The organism is Actinocorallia longicatena (assembly GCF_039534125.1).
GTDB classification, from domain to species: domain Bacteria; phylum Actinomycetota; class Actinomycetes; order Streptosporangiales; family Streptosporangiaceae; genus Actinocorallia; species Actinocorallia longicatena.
On the sequence record NZ_BAAAUV010000010.1, the window covers coordinates 87,395 to 102,776 of the forward strand.

A 15,382-nucleotide genomic window follows, 5' to 3' on the forward strand; every position below is an offset into this window, starting at 1 on the left:
TCTCCGGAAGAGATTTTTCCGTGGCTCAGCGGCCGTTGCGCGGGCACAGCCCGGCGGCGACCTCATGGAGGGCCTCGGCGAGCGCGCCGACCTGCGCTTCCGTCAGCCGATCGAAGATCATGGACCGGAGGTCCCTGGCATGCCTCGGTGTGATCTCTTCCACGAGCGCCAGGCCTTCGTCGGTCGCCACGGCGATGGTGACCCGGCCGTCGCCCGGGCACGACCGGACCTCGACGAGCCCCCGGCGCAGCAGCTTGCCCATCCGGTGACTCAGCCGGCTCTGCGAGACGTTCATCGCCTCGGCCAGATCCGTCAGCCGCACCCCCTGCGGCGACTCCACCAGCGACGCCAGCAGGCCGTACTCGATCTGGACGAGCCCGTACTCCTTGAAGGTGCGTTCCAGCGCGGGCAGCCCGAGCGTGGTCAGCACCCGCAGGCTGCGCCAGACGGTCTCCTCATCCGGATCCAGGGTCCCGGGCACCTCATCGGCCATGGCCGAAGCGTACGGTGTGCTTATTTCCAACTTTTCCGGTATGAATATCAGGAATCTTGGAGGCCCCCTTGCCGACGGCCGTCGCCGCACCCCCCGCAGCCCATCCGCGGACGAAGATGTTCGTCCTTCTCGGCGCGCTCACCTCCGTGGGCCCGCTCGCCATCGACCTCTATCTGCCCGCGCTCCCCCGGCTCGCCCACGATCTCGGCACCGACGCCTCGGCCGCCCAGCTCTCCCTCACCGCGTTCATGGTCGGTCTCGGCACCGGCCAGGTCATAGCCGGGCCGCTCAGCGACGCGTTCGGCCGGCGGCGTCCGCTGCTGGCCGGGCTCGCCGCTTTCGCCGCCGTGTCCCTGCTCTGCGCCTTCGCTCCGCGCGTCGACGTGCTCATCGCCCTGCGCCTGGTGCAGGGCCTCACCGCCGCGACCGGGGTCGCGCTCACCAAGGCCGTGGTCCGCGACCTGTACACCGGCGTCGAGGCCGCCCGGTTCTTCACCATGCTGATGCTGGTCACCGGGCTGATCCCGCTGCTCGCGCCGGTCCTCGGCGCGCAGCTCCTGCGGGTGACGCCCTGGCCCGGGCTGTTCGTCGCGATGGCCGCGGCGGGAGCGCTGCTCTGGCTGATCGCGATCCTGCGCCTGCCGGAGACTCACCCGGTGGAGGCGCGGGTCGCCTCGAGGCCCGGCGCCGTGCTGCGGGCCCTGGTGACCGTCGGCCGCGACCGCCGCTTCCTGGCCTTCACCCTGACGGCCGGATGCGCCAGCGGAGCGCAGTTCTCCTATCTCTCCGGCTCCTCGTTCGTGTTCCAGGAGGTCTACGGGCTCAGCCCCCAGGGTTACAGCGCCCTGTTCGCGGTCAACGCCATCGGGATGATCGCCTCGGGCCAGATCGCGGGACGGCTGGCCGGGCGGGTCAGGATGCGCACGATCCTCGCCGCCGGCCTGGGCATCTCGGGCGCGGCCGGGCTGCTGGTGCTGGCCGCCGTCGTGTTCGGCTTCGGGATCGGGGTCGTCTCGCCCGCGTTCTTCCTGATGGTCGCCGGCCAGGGGCTGATCTATCCGATGGCGCTGACGCTGGCGATGTCGAGCCAGCCGACGTCACGGGCCGGTAGCGCCTCCGCGCTGTTCGGGCTCGTCCAGTGGGTGACCGGCGGGATCTGCGGACCGATCTCCGGGGCCTTCGGGCCGGGGACCGCGCTGCCGCTGGCCCTGACCGTCGCCGTGCTGGGCGTCGCGGCGTGCGTGGTCGGCCGCCTGACGATCACAGGATCGTGCGTCCCAGAGCCGACATCAGGAGGTCCGCCGCCAAGGGCAGCCCTGCCGGATCCACTCCCGTGAACTCGATGCCGAGCAGCCCCGGACGGGCCGCGACGGCCTCCATCGCCTGGTGGGTCTCGCGGTGCGACAGGCCCGCTCCCGACGTGTACACGTCGGCGTCGCAGAGCACGACGTAGCCGCGGGTGCCCGCGGTGGCGGCGTCCAGCGCCCTGCGCATCACCTCGCGCATCCCCCGGGCGTCGACGTCGACGATCGTGTGCACCGGGAGCGGGGTCTGCTTGACCAGCGCGGAGGCCTCGCGCAGCCCGACCACGGCGAGGTTCTCCGGCGCCAGCCGCGGCCGCAGCTCCAGCAGGGCGGGGAGCAGCTCGGCCCGGCCGGTCAGCCAGACCGCTCCGAGCGCGTCGGCCGTCGCGGTCAGCTCGGCGGGCAGTGTCGCGGTGGGACGCCCGGTGAACCGGACGGGCAGCCCGTCCGGGTCCACCGCGAACCCGAGTTCGGCCAGCCGTTCGGCGGTCTTCACCTCGGTCGTCCCCGGGCGCAGCGCGGGATCGGGCCGGAGCGCGATCGTTTCCGCGCGCGGCGGCGGCTGGTCGAACATCGGGACCTTTCGCACGTATTCGCTGGTCATCGCGGCGAGAAGGGCGCCGTAGCCCATTTCGAAGTGCAGGGTGCCGCCGACCACGGGGCGCGGCCGGACGTCGGTGACGTCGATGATGAGGTGGTCGCTCGAGGCGCCGAGGATCTCCAGGCCGGGCTCGACGGGCAGCAGCACCGAGGCGTCCACGTCCTCGCGGCCGATGTTGAGGATCCCCCGCAGCCGCTCGCCCCTGTCCTCGAAGCGCGGACGGCCACCGAAGGCGTCCACTCCCGTCTCCCCGATCGGCACCGACGGCTTCAGCTTGACCTCGACCAGGTCGCCGCCGAGCAGGAAAGCGCCCCGGTCGAGCTCCTCCCACGGCTCGTCGAAGAAGGTGTCCCGGCCGCCCTGCAGAATCGTCTCGCCGAGCCGCAGATTGTTGACGCCCGGCGGCATCCGGCCCTCGAGCAGGAACGGCAGGCTGCTGGAGTTCCCTCCGGAGACGTACTCCAGGGGGACACCGAACTCCCCGCGCACCCGCTCGGCGTAGCCGGCCAGCCGCCCCATGTTCTCCTCCGACGGCAGAACGGCGCCGAAGCAGGTCAGGTTGGTGCCGAGCCCGGCCAGCCGCACCCCCGGCAGCTTCAGGATCCGTTCCACCACCGGCATCAGGTCGTCGGGCCAGATGCCCTCGCGCAGATCTCCGAGGTCCACCATGAGGATCACCTCGTGGACCCTCGACCTGCGCTCGGCCACCCGCGACAGCTCTTCGATCGTGGCGAGCTCGGAGTTCAGGCTGATGTCGGCCAGCTGGACGGTCTCGTCGGCGAGCCGCGGCGGCGGGCTGCGCAGGAGCAGCACCTTCGCGTCGATCCCGGCCGCCCGCAGGCGCCGGATGTTCTCGAACCGCGACTCCCCGATGCCGATCACGCCACCGCGCAGCATGGCCCGGGCGACCTGCGGCATCCCACAGGTCCCCTTGGTCACCCCGAACACCCCGACGCCGGACCGCCCGCAGGCCCGCACGACCGCCCGCGCGTTCCGCTCGACCACGTCCAGATCCACCGTCACCCGCGGCGCCGCCATGAGCCCCCCGAGACCCGCCGACACGACCATCACTCAAAGCAACCGTAACATCACCCGACTGGCGGGACGTCAGGCGATCTCCCCATCAAGGCTCCGGCCTTGACATAGTAAGGTTCAGGCCCGGCGGCCTTTCCCTGCGGGCAGCACGGCCAGTAGCTCGGGGGTGAAGAACTCCGCCTCGTCGATGATTCCCGCGATCATGGCGAAGTAGGAGGCGACCAGCTCCGGTGAGTCGCTGATGGTGCGCAACAAGGTCAGCCGCGAATCGGGCACCTGGAGCCTCGCCAGCTCCAAGGTGCTCGTGTACGGCTCGTCCAGCACCTCCCGGAGCTCGTCCCCGTACCGTGCCAGGCGCCGGTCGAGACCGGCGGCGTCGGCGAAGTCCTGTCCCGCCACCGCGTCCGCGATCAGCTGCGCCTGGATCAGGGCGTTCGTGATCCCTCGCGCGGTGATCGTGTCCAGATGGTGCGCCGCGTCTCCGACCAGCGCCCATCCGGGGCCGTGAGGGCGGCGGAAGAAGTTCTGCTGGTTACCGGTTCCCATGAGCCGCCCGGCCTGCTCGGCGGCGCGCACCTGGTCGTGGAGTTCGGGCGCGCCCGCCTCGATGGCCGCGAGATGCCCGCTCATCGGATCTTTCCGCAGGTCCGCGAAACGGTCCTGCGGGAAATAGGTCGCCACCAGGGTGACGTCGCCGTGGGTCGGGATGCGGGCTATCCAGCTCCCCGGACGCTCGTGGTACCCGAACCCGGTCTCCACCCCGCGCCACGCCGAGTAGTAGACGCAGCTGGCCAGTGGATCCGACCTGGTGAGCGGAGCCCCGACCCGTTCGGCGATCCTGGAGTTCATGCCGTCGGCGCCGATGACCAGCCGCGCCTCGACGGTCTCCGTCACGTCCCCGCGCGACACCCGCACCCCGGTCACACGGCCGTCGCTCCACACCGGTTCACGGGCGCTCGTCCGGTCCGTGAACTCCGCTCCCGCCGCGACGGCGGCCCGCACGAGAAGGCCGTCCAGCACCTGCCGGCGCGGCGCGTAACACGCTTTCGCGTAAGCGGTCGCCGGTGCCGGAGCCGCCAGCCGCAGCCCGCCCACGTCGTAGGTGATCGTGTCCAGCGCGGGGCATCCCGAGGCGACGACCTCGTCGAGCACTCCCCAGCGCGCCAGCAGTGCCACGCCGGGCGGATGGATGTAGAGGGTGGACATGGTGTCCGACGGAAAGGCGGCCCTGTCGATGAGAAGGACCCTGTATCCCCGCTGCGCTAAGAGCAGCGCGGTACCGGCGCCCGCGCACCGGGCTCCCACGATGACGGCGTCGTACATGGGGGCCACCGTAGCCGCACGGCTCACCCGCTCACAATGAGGTCGTCCAGAGAGCCGACCGGCCGGGAAAAGGCGAAAGGCCGGTCGCCGGACCGGCCTCACCCCTTTTCGCGGACTCTCAGTGGTCCACCCATCCGTGGGACCGCGCGAGCGCGATCACCCGCTTCCTGATCTCGAGGATCTGCGAGCCAGGCAGGGCCGGGTCGGCCAGGAGCAGGGTCTCGGTGAGCTCGTGCGCGAGTTCCCTCTCCGACAGGACGTCGCACATGTCGTCGCCGTGCGGATCCGGGACGAACCTGCGCGTGTCCTGGCCGCGGCGGCCCGAGAGTTCGGCCCCGACCACGGAGACCCTGGACGCCTTCGGCCCCCGGTCGCCCTGGTCCGGGGTGTATTCCACGACGCTGCCCGCCACCATCAGGCTCTTGTCGACCAGGAGGTCATTGACGTGGACGAAAATGTCCTCGCCTCCTGAGTCGGGGGCCACGAACCCATACCCCTTGATCCGGTCGAATGAGACCACCGATCCCCGTGCCACCACCATCACTCGCATCCATCAGCCAGCCATCCACAATGTATGAGGCCATTTTACGGTCCCCGACGGCCCATCAAACCATTCCGACAGTGAGCAGCCGTCCCGCGATGTCCTCGACCAAGGCTTTTTCCCCGGCCCTGAGATAGAAATGACCGCCCTCGAAGACCCGATGCTCGAAGGCGCCGCTCGTCGCGGCCGACCAGGCGCGCACGTCCTCGACGCCCACCTCGGGGTCCCTGTCCCCGCCGTAGGCGGTGACAGGGACGGAAACGGCCGCCCGCGGGCCGGGCGGGTAGCTCGCCACGACCCGGTAGTCGGCCGCGATGGCGGGCAGGATCAGATCACGGATCTCCGGGTCCTCGTACAGCGCCATGTTGTCGTGGCCGAGTCTCCGGACCTCCGCCATGAGCGCCTCGTCGTCGGCGAGCCGTCCCGGCTCGAGGGGCCGGAGCCGGTGGGGCGGCACCCTGCTGGAGACGAACAACCCGGCGATCGGCGCCATCGGCGAGTCGTCCAGCCGGAGGACCAGCTCATGGGCGACCGAGGCTCCCATGCTGTGTCCGAAGAACACGACCGGCCGGTCCAGCAGCGGGCGCACCGCCCCGGCGAGACGGTCGACGAGGACGTCCATCCGATCGATCGGCCGCTCCCCCAGCCTGCTCTCCCGTCCCGGAAGGCAGGCCGCCAGGAGCTCCACGTCGCCGGGCAGATGTCTCGGCCACGTCCGGAAGGCGCTGGCGGCTCCGCCCGCGTGCGGAAAGCAGACGAGCCTCAGCCGTGCCCTCGGCGCGGCCGTGTAGGGCCGCAGCCACAGTGCGCTCTCACCGTTCATGTTCTCCCTCGCTCCACCTCGTCATCGTGTCCCTTCCCCTGCCCTCGGCGACGGCGTCCGCGATCGATCGCGCGAGCGGCACGGGATCGGCGCGGGGCAGCGGCGGGGCGTCCGGCCGGTCCTCCGCCAGCGACACCAGGCGGTTGGCCGCCGCCCGCATGTCCGGCACCGACAGCCGCCTCAGGCCCAGTTCACAGGCGGCCAGCAGCAGTCCGGGGGTGGCGAGGTTGTTGCTCAGGTCGTGCTCCAGCGCCGGGAGATAGACCGCGTCGAGTGCAGCGGCGTCCTCGGCTCCCACCTCGACGTCCGGATAGGACAGCGGAATGATGACCGGACCCGCGTTCATCCCGGCGAGGTCGGCCGCGCCGATCGGCGCACCGGACAGTCCGACGCACACGTCGGCGCCCCGCAGCGCGTCCCGCACCGAACCGGCGGGGCCGTAGGGGCCGGCCAGTGCGGCGAGTTCCGTCTTCTCGCCGGTGAGGCCCGCCCGCCCGGGACGGACGATCCCCGCCGAGTCGACCACCCTCAGCTCACCGGCCCCGAGGTCGTGCAGGAGCCGCGCCGTGCCCGTCCCGGCGGCGCCCGCGCCGACGACGACGACGCACAGTTCCCCGAGCTTGCGGCCGGTCCGCGCCACCGCCGTGAGCACCACCGCGGCGGCCATGGCGGCCGTGCCCTCCTCGTCGTCGTGGAGCACCGGGCAGTCCACGGGGCCACCGTCGAGCAGACGCCGCAGTTCGAAGCAGCGCGGGGCCGCGATGTCGACCATCAGGATCGCGTCGTAGTTGGACCGCAGCAGCTCCAGCGCCCGGACGTGCTCCCCGGACCCGGCCGGGGCGAGAGCCAGCGGAAAGGCGCTCATCGCGGTGGCGCGTTCGATCACGGCGCACTTGCGCTCCAGGATCGGACGCACCGCCTCGACGCCGAGGGCTCCGCGGCTCAGCACGGACGTGCCGTCGCTCAGGACCAGCACCCGGGGCCGATGCCCTCTGCCGTCCCCGCCCCTCGCGGACGCCAGGCGCAGCACCGAGCGGGTGACGTCGGCGAGCGACCGGGGATCCGCACGCGCCGGAGCCGCCTGTTCCCGTGGAACCATCGCCTACTCCTCGAACAGCGGACGCAGGTCGCTTCTTCTGAGCTTGCCCTGGGTGCTCTCGGGGAACGCGCTGACGACGCGCAGCTTCGACGGGTACATCGCGGTCGGCAGCATCAGCCGCAGGTCGCGCAGCAGCTCGCCTGCCGCGTCCGCACCGCGCGGGCTGATCACGGCCACGCAGATCTGTTCGCCGAACCCCTCCTGGGGGATACCGCAGACCCGGGCCCGCTCGATGTCGGGATGCCTCTCGACCCACGACTCGACCGTGCTCGGGGCGATCGTCTCGCCGCCGCGCCTGATGGCGTCGGAGTCGCGCCCCAGGACCGTGAGCCGGCCGTCGGGGCCGAATACGGCGAGGTCGCTCGTGAGATACCAGCCTCCGGGCCCGACGGGGTCGCCGCCGACATAGCCGAGCATCACGTTCGGCCCCCGCACCCGCACCCGGCCGGGGACGCCCGGAGCGGTGGGGACCCCGTCGGGGTCGATCGTCTCGACCTCGATTCCGGCCTGGGGGGGCATCCGGCCCGGCTCGTTCACGGCGCCGAGCACCTGGGTGCACGCATGGCCGGGGACCTCGGTCAGCGCGTAGGCCTCGATGACCGGGGCCGAGAACTCCGCCTCGAGCCTCGCGCGCTCCCGGGCGGGCAGCGCGTCGGAGGTCGAGCGGATCACCCGCGGGCGGAAGGAGGAGAACCACGAGGGCCAGGACCGCTTGGCGACCAGCATCGAGGCGTGCATCGTGGGCGCCGCGGAGTACCAGGTGATCTCGCAGCGCAGGGCCTCCTCCAGGAAGGCCAGGTCCGAGGAGTCGATGATGACCAGCTCACCGCCGCTGAGCAGCGGAGCGATCAGCCCTGCGGTGATCCCGTGGCCGTGGTGCAGGGGCATCATCGAAAGCCCCCGGTCGCCCGGGGTCAGCCCGAGCGAGCCGGCGATGAAGGCGCCGGCGGCCATGAGGTTCCGCTGGGCCAGCCGGACCCACTTCGGGTCACCGGTGGTGCCCGAGGTGCCCAGCAGCAGGGCCGGGTCACCGGCCCATCGGCACGGCACCTCGTCGAGGTCACCGGGGCCGGTGGTCTCCGGGTCGGACACGTCGAGGGTCACCGGCGCCGCTTCGGCGGGCCCCGGAACCGCGGACACGACGGCGCGGAGGTCGAACGGACCGGCCGGCAGCTCGGGCGCGTCGGCGGCGACCGGCACCGCCACGCCGTAGGCCATCGTGGCGAGCAGGGCGAGGGCCGAGGGCGCGTCATGCCCGACACGGACCGCGATGGTCGCCCCCGGCTCCACTCCGGCGGAACGCAGCCCGGCGCAGATCCCCGCGACCCGACCGGCGATCTTCGCGCCCTCGACGGGGTCTCCTGCCAGATCGTCGATCAACGCCGCCGATTCGGGGCCGGCCAGCGACCGGACGAGGCCGCCCAGCGACTCCGGGTGGCCCGCGGGGGGCGCCTGCGGATCCACCGCGGTCATCCCCTCACCGCCCATCGGAGGGGGATGGCGCGAGACCCCGGTCGTCGGTGGCGAGCTCCTCCGCCCACATCGCCTCGGCCAGGTCCCGGCTCGGGCCTCCGCCGCGCGCCACCAGGTGCTCGCGGATGGAGCGGCGGACCTCGGGCGAATGCTCCTGGCTGAGCTTGAACATGGCCTCCACCGACTCGACGTGCATCCGGAACGCGCCGACACCGGGCTGGATCCGCCGGAAGTAGTCGAGCGAGTCCGTCATGTCCCATGCCGTGCCGGCGACCTTCTCCAGGGCCTGAACCGTCGCGGTGACGACCTCGAGGGTCGGCTCGCCGCCGGGGATCGTCTCGATCCGTCCGCGGAGGTGGACGGTGATGAAGTTCCAGGTCGGTGCGGCGGGTCGCTGCTCGTAGGCGACCGGTGAGATGTAGAAGTGCGGTCCCTGGAAGACCGCCAGGACGCTGCGGGTCGCCCGCAGAGCCTCCCAGTGCTCGTTCCGCCGGTTCATGTGTCCGAGCATGGTCGCCCCGACCAGCGACTCCGCCGCGTCCGACTCGGCGGCCATCCGGTCGATGACGACCGGTGCGTGGGTGGCGAACGGCGTCTCGGCGCCGTTGCCCGCCACCAGCGCGAGCGGGTTGCTGCGCACGACGTCGACGACATCGCTCGCCCGGCGCGGCCGGTACATCTCCGGGACCAGCATCACGAGACCCCGATCCCGACCGAGGCGTCCGCGCCGTCGAGACCCTGGCCGTCCTGCGCGCGCCTCCGGGCGATCGACTCCGCGATCTCCCCACTGCGGACCGCGATGTTCGACAGGAGCGAGGACGACAGACCGTGCGTGTGCTCGGTACCGCCCTGGAAGTAGATGCCGCAGCGCAGTTCCGGCTTCGTCACGACCCGGTAGTCGCGCTCGAGGGAGAACCGGTTCTCGGCGTCCCGCACGCAGTAGCCCTCGAGGTCGCCGAGCAGCTTCGCCGGATCCATCGGCTCGTAGCCGGTCGCGCAGACGAACAGGTCCACGTCGAACCGGTCGATCCGGCCGGTGAGCATCGACTCCACCGTGATCTTGACCGTGTCGCCGGCCGCCTCCGCTCCCCGCACCCTGGCGACGTTGACGACGTGCAGCCGCTTCTTGTTCTCCAGGTCGTCCTGGTAGCAGCGCTGGTAGAGGCTGTTGATCAGCTCGTCGTCGACCACCGAGTAGTTGGTGTTCTTGTGGTACTCCCAGATGATCCGCTTCGACTGCTCGGGAGAGTTGTAGTAGTCGTCGACGGCACCGGCGTCGAAGATCTGGTTGGCGAAGGGCGTGTTGTCCGCCACGGAATAGCCGTAGGACGGCAGGATCGCGTAGATCTCGGCGTCAGGTTCCGCGTCGTAGAGGAACCGCACGATCTCGGCTCCGCTCTGCCCCGCGCCGACCACCGCGATGCGTTTCAGCTTTCCCGGTTCGCGTTCGCGATATTTCGCCAGGAACTCCGAACTGTGCCAGGTATTCCGGCCGCGGACGATTCCGTCGGGCACCCTGGGCGCCAGCCCGGTCGACACGACGATGTTCCTGGCATTGATTAACTCACTGCCGCCGTCGCCGTTCCGACACAATTCCACCTGCATCCTGTCCACGGCTCCGCCCGCATCCGCGAGCGGCCGCACCGCGACCACTTCGGCGCCGTAGGTGACGCGATCGGCGAAACTCGCCCCGACCCATTCGAGATAGCTGTGGAACTCACGGCGGGTGGGGAAGAAGTCCTTGGTGTTCACGAAGTTCGCCAGCCGGCCGCTGGCGTGCAGGTAAGCGACGAAGGTGTATCGCGACAGCGGGTTCCGGAAGGTCACGAGGTCCTTCAGAAAGGAGACCTGCATCTTCGTCCCGGGCAGCAGCATTCCCCGGTGCCAGCCCAGTGACGGCTGGCGCTCGACGAATACGGAGTTCATTCGGCCGGGCCTGCCGGCTCCCGCCATCTCCTCCAGGGCGATCGCGAGCGACAGATTGGAAGGGCCGAATCCTACGCCCACCACATCGTACGTCTGAAGTCCGTTGGATTGCATGGGCTCAACCCCAACCGAAATATCGTTCAGGACACAACGGAATATACTCAGAGTGGCATATCCGGTCAAGCATGGTGGTCGTCCGCCGATCCGACGGCGGTGGCGAGTTCACGTACCGTCGAATGCGTATAAAGAACGTGCACGGGAAAATCGCACCTCAGCCTCTCATTGATGGCGGTCATCGCCTGGGTCGCGCGGATCGAGTCACCGCCGAGGCCGAAGAAGGAATCGTCACGCCCGATGCCGGACCGTCCGAGGATCTCGGAGAACACCTCGGCGACCGAGGTCTCGGCAGGCCCCTCGGGCTCGGCGTAGGTGATGGGCGAGGCGTCGCGGAGCGCCAGGATCGCCGCGCCGTCCGGCAGCCCGGCCGCGTCGCGCGGGACCGCCGGCAACGCCACGACGTCCGCGAAGACCCCGACGGCCGCGAGGTCCGCGGCGACCCGCCCGATGACGCCGCCGGGGTCGGCGGACTCCTCCGGTACCACCGCGACGACGAGGTTGGCGCCGTCGAACTGGTCGGCTGCCAGATGCTCCTTGATCCAGGCGTTCCCCGGGTCGATGCCGGCGAGCAGCCAGGGCCTCCTGCCGTGCAGCGCGGCGACCAGCAGCTCGAGGCCCTTCGACTGCTCGATGACCCGGAACCCTCGGCGTTCGGCGGCCGGGACGAGCGGGCTTCCCTCGTTCATGCCGGTGCCCGCCCACATGCTCCAGCCGATGCAGCGAACCGTCCGGCCCCGCTTCGCCCATCTGGCGGCGAACCCCTCCATAGCGGCGTTCGCGGCGGCGTACGCCCCGACGGAGCTTCCGCCGAGGAATCCGTTGACGGAGGAGAAGAGAACGACGCTCGTGCCGGGACGGCCGCCGAGCAGCGACTCGACGGACGCGCAGCCCGCCAGCTTCGGACGCAGCATGCCCCGCAGCCACTCCACCGACTCCCGGCGCAGGTCGTGCGCGGCCATGTCGTCCCACTGCGGTGCGATGGAGGCTCCCGCGAGATCGACGACCAGGTCCAGCGGCCGGCCCCAGGAGCGCTCGGCCTCCTCCACCGCGGCCGTCATGGCTCGGACGTCCGCGATGTCCGCCGCGACGTACCGGACGTCGCCGAGCTCGGACAGGTCGGCCAGCACCGCGTCGGCGCCCGTTCCCGCATGCCCGCCGGTCGCCGTGCGGCCCGTGATGAGCAGCCGTGCACCGGTGCTCACCAGGATGTACTCGGCGATGAGGCGTCCTGTTCCGCCGAGGCCGCCGATGATCAGTGCGGTGCCGCCGCGCGGCAGGATCGAGGCCGGGATCTCCATCCGCGGGTCCTGCTCGACGCGCCGGAGCCGCGGCGTGCTCGCGGCACCCGCGCGGACCGCGACGACCGGCGTGCCGAAGCTCAGGAGCGCGACCCCCGCCGCCTCCGCGTCGCCTGAGCCGAGGGGCAGGTCCACGAGCTGGACCGAGCGCAAGGTCGCCTCGGTGTTCGCGGTCCGCACCATCCCGGCCAGCGCCGCCCGGGCGGGATCGACGTCGGTGTCCGATCCGGTGGCCAGAGCTCCCCTGGTGAGCACGGTCATCTCCGCCGCGGGCAGCGCTCTGGCGAGGGCGGCGAGCGCCCCGAGCAGGCGCACCGAGGGCAGGGCCGGGTCCTCTGCGGCGCCTCCGATCGCCCACGCGTAGACGACCCGGAGCTCCGTTCCGAGGTCCTCGGCGATCCGGGCCAGGGCCCGGTCGTGCTGCCCGGGATCGTCCGGATCGATCTGGAAGCGGGCCGGTCCGATGATCGCCTCGCCCGAGGCGGGAGTGATCAACGCGTACGGGGTCTCCCCCAGCCTTCCGGCGAGGTGCTCGTCGAACCAGCCAGGGGACGGGGCGTAGACCAGGACCGGACGGGCGCCGGCCACGGGTTCCACCGGGCGGGCCGGTTCGAAGACCGCTTCGAACAGCCAGGAGTCCTCCGCGCCGGCTCCGCCCGGAGCGAAGTGCGTCCGGTCGTCGAATCGCCCGGCACGGAAGGCCTCGGCCAGGCGGCTGCGCTGGATCTTGCCGGTCGGGGTGCGGGGGAACTCCTCCCCGGTGACCGGGACGATCGCCGCGGGCGCGAGCCCGAACTCCCGGCCGAGCACGGTCCTGATGTCGGCGACCGCCGCCTCGATCCGGCCGACGGCCTCACCGGCGGGGACGAAGAAGACGTGCGCACCGTCGGTGCCCGTGCTCTCCTCCTGGATGCCGCAGGCGGCCACCATCGACACCCTTGCGCCGAGGGCCTCGGAGATCACCGTCTCCATCTCGTGCGCCGGATAGTTGGCGCCGTTCACGATGAGCACGTCCTTCTGACGGCCGGTCAGGGTGAGGCGGCCTTCGTGCAGGAAGCCGAGATCGCCGGTGTCGAACCAGCCGTCCGCGGTGCGGGCCGCGGCGTTCGCCTCGGGGTTCCGGAAGTACTCACGCAGCATCGTCGACCCTCTGACGTGCAGATGTCCGAGATCACGTTCGCGCAGGACGGCGCCCTCGTCATCGACGACCCGGAGTTCGACCCCGGGGATGGGCGCGCCGACGTCGGCCAGCACCATCGACTGCGCGCTGCCGTGCGGGACGATGGTGATCCTGCCGGTGTTCAGCGACGCTCTGCTGACGCTCACGGTCCCCGCGGCCGGATCCCTCCTGTCCATCCTCGAGTACGTGACGCCCGACGACGTCTCCGACATCCCCCAGCACGGGACGACGGCGTCGTCCGGCAGCCCGTGCGGTGCGAGCAGTTCCAGGAACCGGTGCGCCGTCCGCGGGACGATGGCCTCGCCGGCGTCGCAGATGTTGGTCATGCTCGAGAGGTCCCACCGGCCGCCTTCGATCTCCTGATGGCACTTGTTGACCAGCGCGAACGCGAAGTTGGGGGCCCAGGTGCTGGTGGCGCTGTACCGCTCGATCCAGTCGAGCCAGCTGACCGGCCGGCGCACGAACGCCTCGGTGGTGGCGTTGACGTGCTCGCAGCCGAGGAACACGTCGCGCACGTTGAACATCACCATGCCGCCGACGTGGTCGAGGGGCATCCAGTTGAGTGACGTCTCGTGCTCGGTGAAGCCGTTCGCGGCGACGGTCGCGTAGGTGCGGGCGACGATCGAGGCATGGGCGTGTTGCACGATCTTCGGGAATCCGGTGCTGCCCGAGGTCAGCAGGTTGACGGCGGGGGCGTCCGGATCGGCTGCCTCGGGTGTGGCCGGGTCGTGCGTCATGAGCTCGTCGACGGCCTCGATCCTGACCCGGTCGCCGTCCTCCCACCGCTCGGTGAGGCGTTCGAGGGCGTGGCGCCGTCCCGGGGCCGTCACGATCAGCGGCCGGTCCAGCAGGGACCACACCCCGTGGAACCGCCGGGAGTAGGCGCTTTCGGACTGCTGCTGGGGCGCGAGCGGTGTCGGGACGAGGCCGCCGAGCAGGCACGCCCAGAAGCCGGTGACGAAGCCGCGGTTGTCCTCGCAGTGCAGGAGGACGGCCTGGCCCTGCCGGGCACCGGCCTGCCGGAGTCCGGTGAGGGTGCGCAGAGCGTCGTCGAGCAGCCGGGCGTAGGTCTGGCGGTGCTCGCTCCCGTCCGGGTCGAGGAACGTCGTGCCACGATCGGGCACCAGGTCGGCGGCCCGGAGCAGCGCTTCGGGGAGGGTCCGTGCCTCGGCGGCGGTCCGCCGCCGCACGGGACCGGCGGCGATCGCCGGTCCCGGCGGAAACTCCGGCTCCGCGACCGCCGGTGGGGCCGGGGCGGCCGGGGCCGCGGTCTCGACACGGCGCTTGAGTGCCCGGTCGGCGACCGTGACCGCCTCCCGCACTCCGGGGACCGCTTCTGCCCTTGCGGTGATCGCGGCGAGGTCGGCCGCGGGTGAACCGTTCGACGGCGGTGGCGTGTCCGTCCTCATCCGCGTGCCAGCCGGTCCGCGATCAGCCGAGCGGTGTCCGCCGGCATGTCGTTGGCGAAGTAGTGCCCGCCCTCGACCTCGAGGAAGGCGAAGTCGGCCGAGGTGTGCTCCTGCCATGCCCTCACCGCGGGGGCGTCGGCGATGTCGTCGTCGACTCCGCGCAGGGCCGTGATCGGGCACAGCATCGGTTTCCTCGGCTGATGGCCGTACTGCCGCCACAGCTGGAAGTCCGACCGCAGCAGCGGCAGCAGGAACTCCGTCAGCTCCGCGTTCCGCGCGACGGCCTCCGGCAGCCCGCCCCGCCGCCGGACCGTGTCGAGCAGCTCGTCGTCCGGCAGCGGCCGCAGCAGCACCGAGGTGGACGGGAGGTGGGGAGCGTGCTGGGCCGCCGCGATGAAGTGCCGCGGCCAGGTCCCGAACCTGGCGTTGATCTCGTGGGCCAGCTCGAAGGCGAGCAGCGCTCCGGCGCAGTGGCCGTAGAACGCGTACGGGAGGGCGCAGTAGGGGCCGAGCGCGATGGAGCCGGTGTGGACGAGCCTCCGGAGGTTCACGGGCGGGGGCTCTCCCGACCGGTCCTCGCGGCCCGGCAGCTGCAAGGCCACGACCTCGATCGTGTCGGGCAGGAGGCCGGCCAGCGAATGGTAGACCGACGCGCCGCCCCCACCGTAGGGCAGGCAGATCAACCGCAGGGCCGGCCTGCTGCGAGCGGCCCGGCGGACCCACAGGGAGTCGGTCTCGAATGCTCCGTGAGCTCGCACGG

12 protein-coding genes are annotated in these 15,382 nt (G+C 71.4%); 1 reads left to right on the forward strand and 11 read right to left on the reverse strand.

Going from position 1 to position 15,382, the window contains the following annotated elements:
• Positions 1 to 25: 25 nt before the first annotated feature.
• The gene (locus ABD785_RS21470; protein WP_344831115.1) at positions 26 to 493 is read right to left on the reverse strand and encodes a MarR family winged helix-turn-helix transcriptional regulator; all 468 of its coding nucleotides are present in this window, start codon (positions 491 to 493) and stop codon (positions 26 to 28) included.
• Positions 494 to 561: 68 nt separating this feature from the next.
• Between ABD785_RS21470 and ABD785_RS21475 the strand changes: the two genes are divergently transcribed.
• The gene (locus ABD785_RS21475; RefSeq protein WP_344831117.1) at positions 562 to 1,830 is read left to right on the forward strand and encodes a multidrug effflux MFS transporter; all 1,269 of its coding nucleotides are present in this window, start codon (positions 562 to 564) and stop codon (positions 1,828 to 1,830) included.
• On the opposite strand, the gene ABD785_RS21480 is transcribed toward ABD785_RS21475, so the two are convergent.
• From ABD785_RS21480 to ABD785_RS21525, 10 genes are all read right to left on the reverse strand, one after another.
• Positions 1,754 to 3,466, reverse strand: a complete 1,713-nt coding sequence (locus tag ABD785_RS21480; RefSeq protein WP_344831370.1) for an alanine racemase — start codon at positions 3,464 to 3,466, stop codon at positions 1,754 to 1,756. The genes ABD785_RS21475 and ABD785_RS21480 overlap by 77 nt on opposite strands.
• A gap of 84 nt (positions 3,467 to 3,550) precedes the next feature.
• Complete coding sequence (locus ABD785_RS21485) at positions 3,551 to 4,756, reverse strand: NAD(P)/FAD-dependent oxidoreductase (RefSeq protein WP_344831119.1); 1,206 nt, start codon at positions 4,754 to 4,756, stop codon at positions 3,551 to 3,553.
• A 118-nt stretch (positions 4,757 to 4,874) separates the two neighbouring features.
• Positions 4,875 to 5,297 carry a cold shock domain-containing protein gene (locus ABD785_RS21490; RefSeq protein WP_344831122.1) on the reverse strand — a complete coding sequence of 141 codons (423 nt, stop codon included), beginning with the start codon at positions 5,295 to 5,297 and terminating at the stop codon, positions 4,875 to 4,877.
• Positions 5,298 to 5,361: 64 nt separating this feature from the next.
• Positions 5,362 to 6,120, reverse strand: coding sequence for a thioesterase II family protein (locus tag ABD785_RS21495; RefSeq protein WP_344831124.1), 759 nt, complete (start codon positions 6,118 to 6,120; stop codon positions 5,362 to 5,364).
• Positions 6,110 to 7,219 (reverse strand): malic enzyme-like NAD(P)-binding protein, encoded by a 1,110-nt coding sequence (locus ABD785_RS21500; RefSeq protein ID WP_344831127.1) that lies wholly within the window; start codon positions 7,217 to 7,219, stop codon positions 6,110 to 6,112. The genes ABD785_RS21495 and ABD785_RS21500 overlap by 11 nt, the downstream gene beginning before the upstream one ends.
• Positions 7,220 to 7,222: 3 nt before the next feature.
• The gene (locus ABD785_RS21505) at positions 7,223 to 8,692 is read right to left on the reverse strand and encodes a class I adenylate-forming enzyme family protein (RefSeq protein ID WP_344831130.1); all 1,470 of its coding nucleotides are present in this window, start codon (positions 8,690 to 8,692) and stop codon (positions 7,223 to 7,225) included.
• Positions 8,693 to 8,696: 4 nt separating this feature from the next.
• Positions 8,697 to 9,386, reverse strand: coding sequence for an FMN-binding negative transcriptional regulator (locus ABD785_RS21510; protein ID WP_344831134.1), 690 nt, complete (start codon positions 9,384 to 9,386; stop codon positions 8,697 to 8,699).
• A complete protein-coding gene (locus ABD785_RS21515; RefSeq protein ID WP_344831136.1) occupies positions 9,386 to 10,732 on the reverse strand; it encodes a lysine N(6)-hydroxylase/L-ornithine N(5)-oxygenase family protein in 1,347 nt (448 codons plus the stop codon). Before ABD785_RS21515 ends, ABD785_RS21510 begins: the two co-directional genes overlap by 1 nt.
• A gap of 65 nt (positions 10,733 to 10,797) precedes the next feature.
• On the reverse strand, positions 10,798 to 14,622 hold the full coding sequence (locus ABD785_RS21520; protein ID WP_344831139.1) for an SDR family NAD(P)-dependent oxidoreductase: 3,825 nt from the start codon (positions 14,620 to 14,622) through the stop codon (positions 10,798 to 10,800).
• On the reverse strand, positions 14,619 to 15,380 hold the full coding sequence (locus tag ABD785_RS21525) for a thioesterase II family protein (RefSeq protein ID WP_344831142.1): 762 nt from the start codon (positions 15,378 to 15,380) through the stop codon (positions 14,619 to 14,621). The genes ABD785_RS21520 and ABD785_RS21525 overlap by 4 nt, the downstream gene beginning before the upstream one ends.
• Positions 15,381 to 15,382 lie beyond the last annotated feature (2 nt).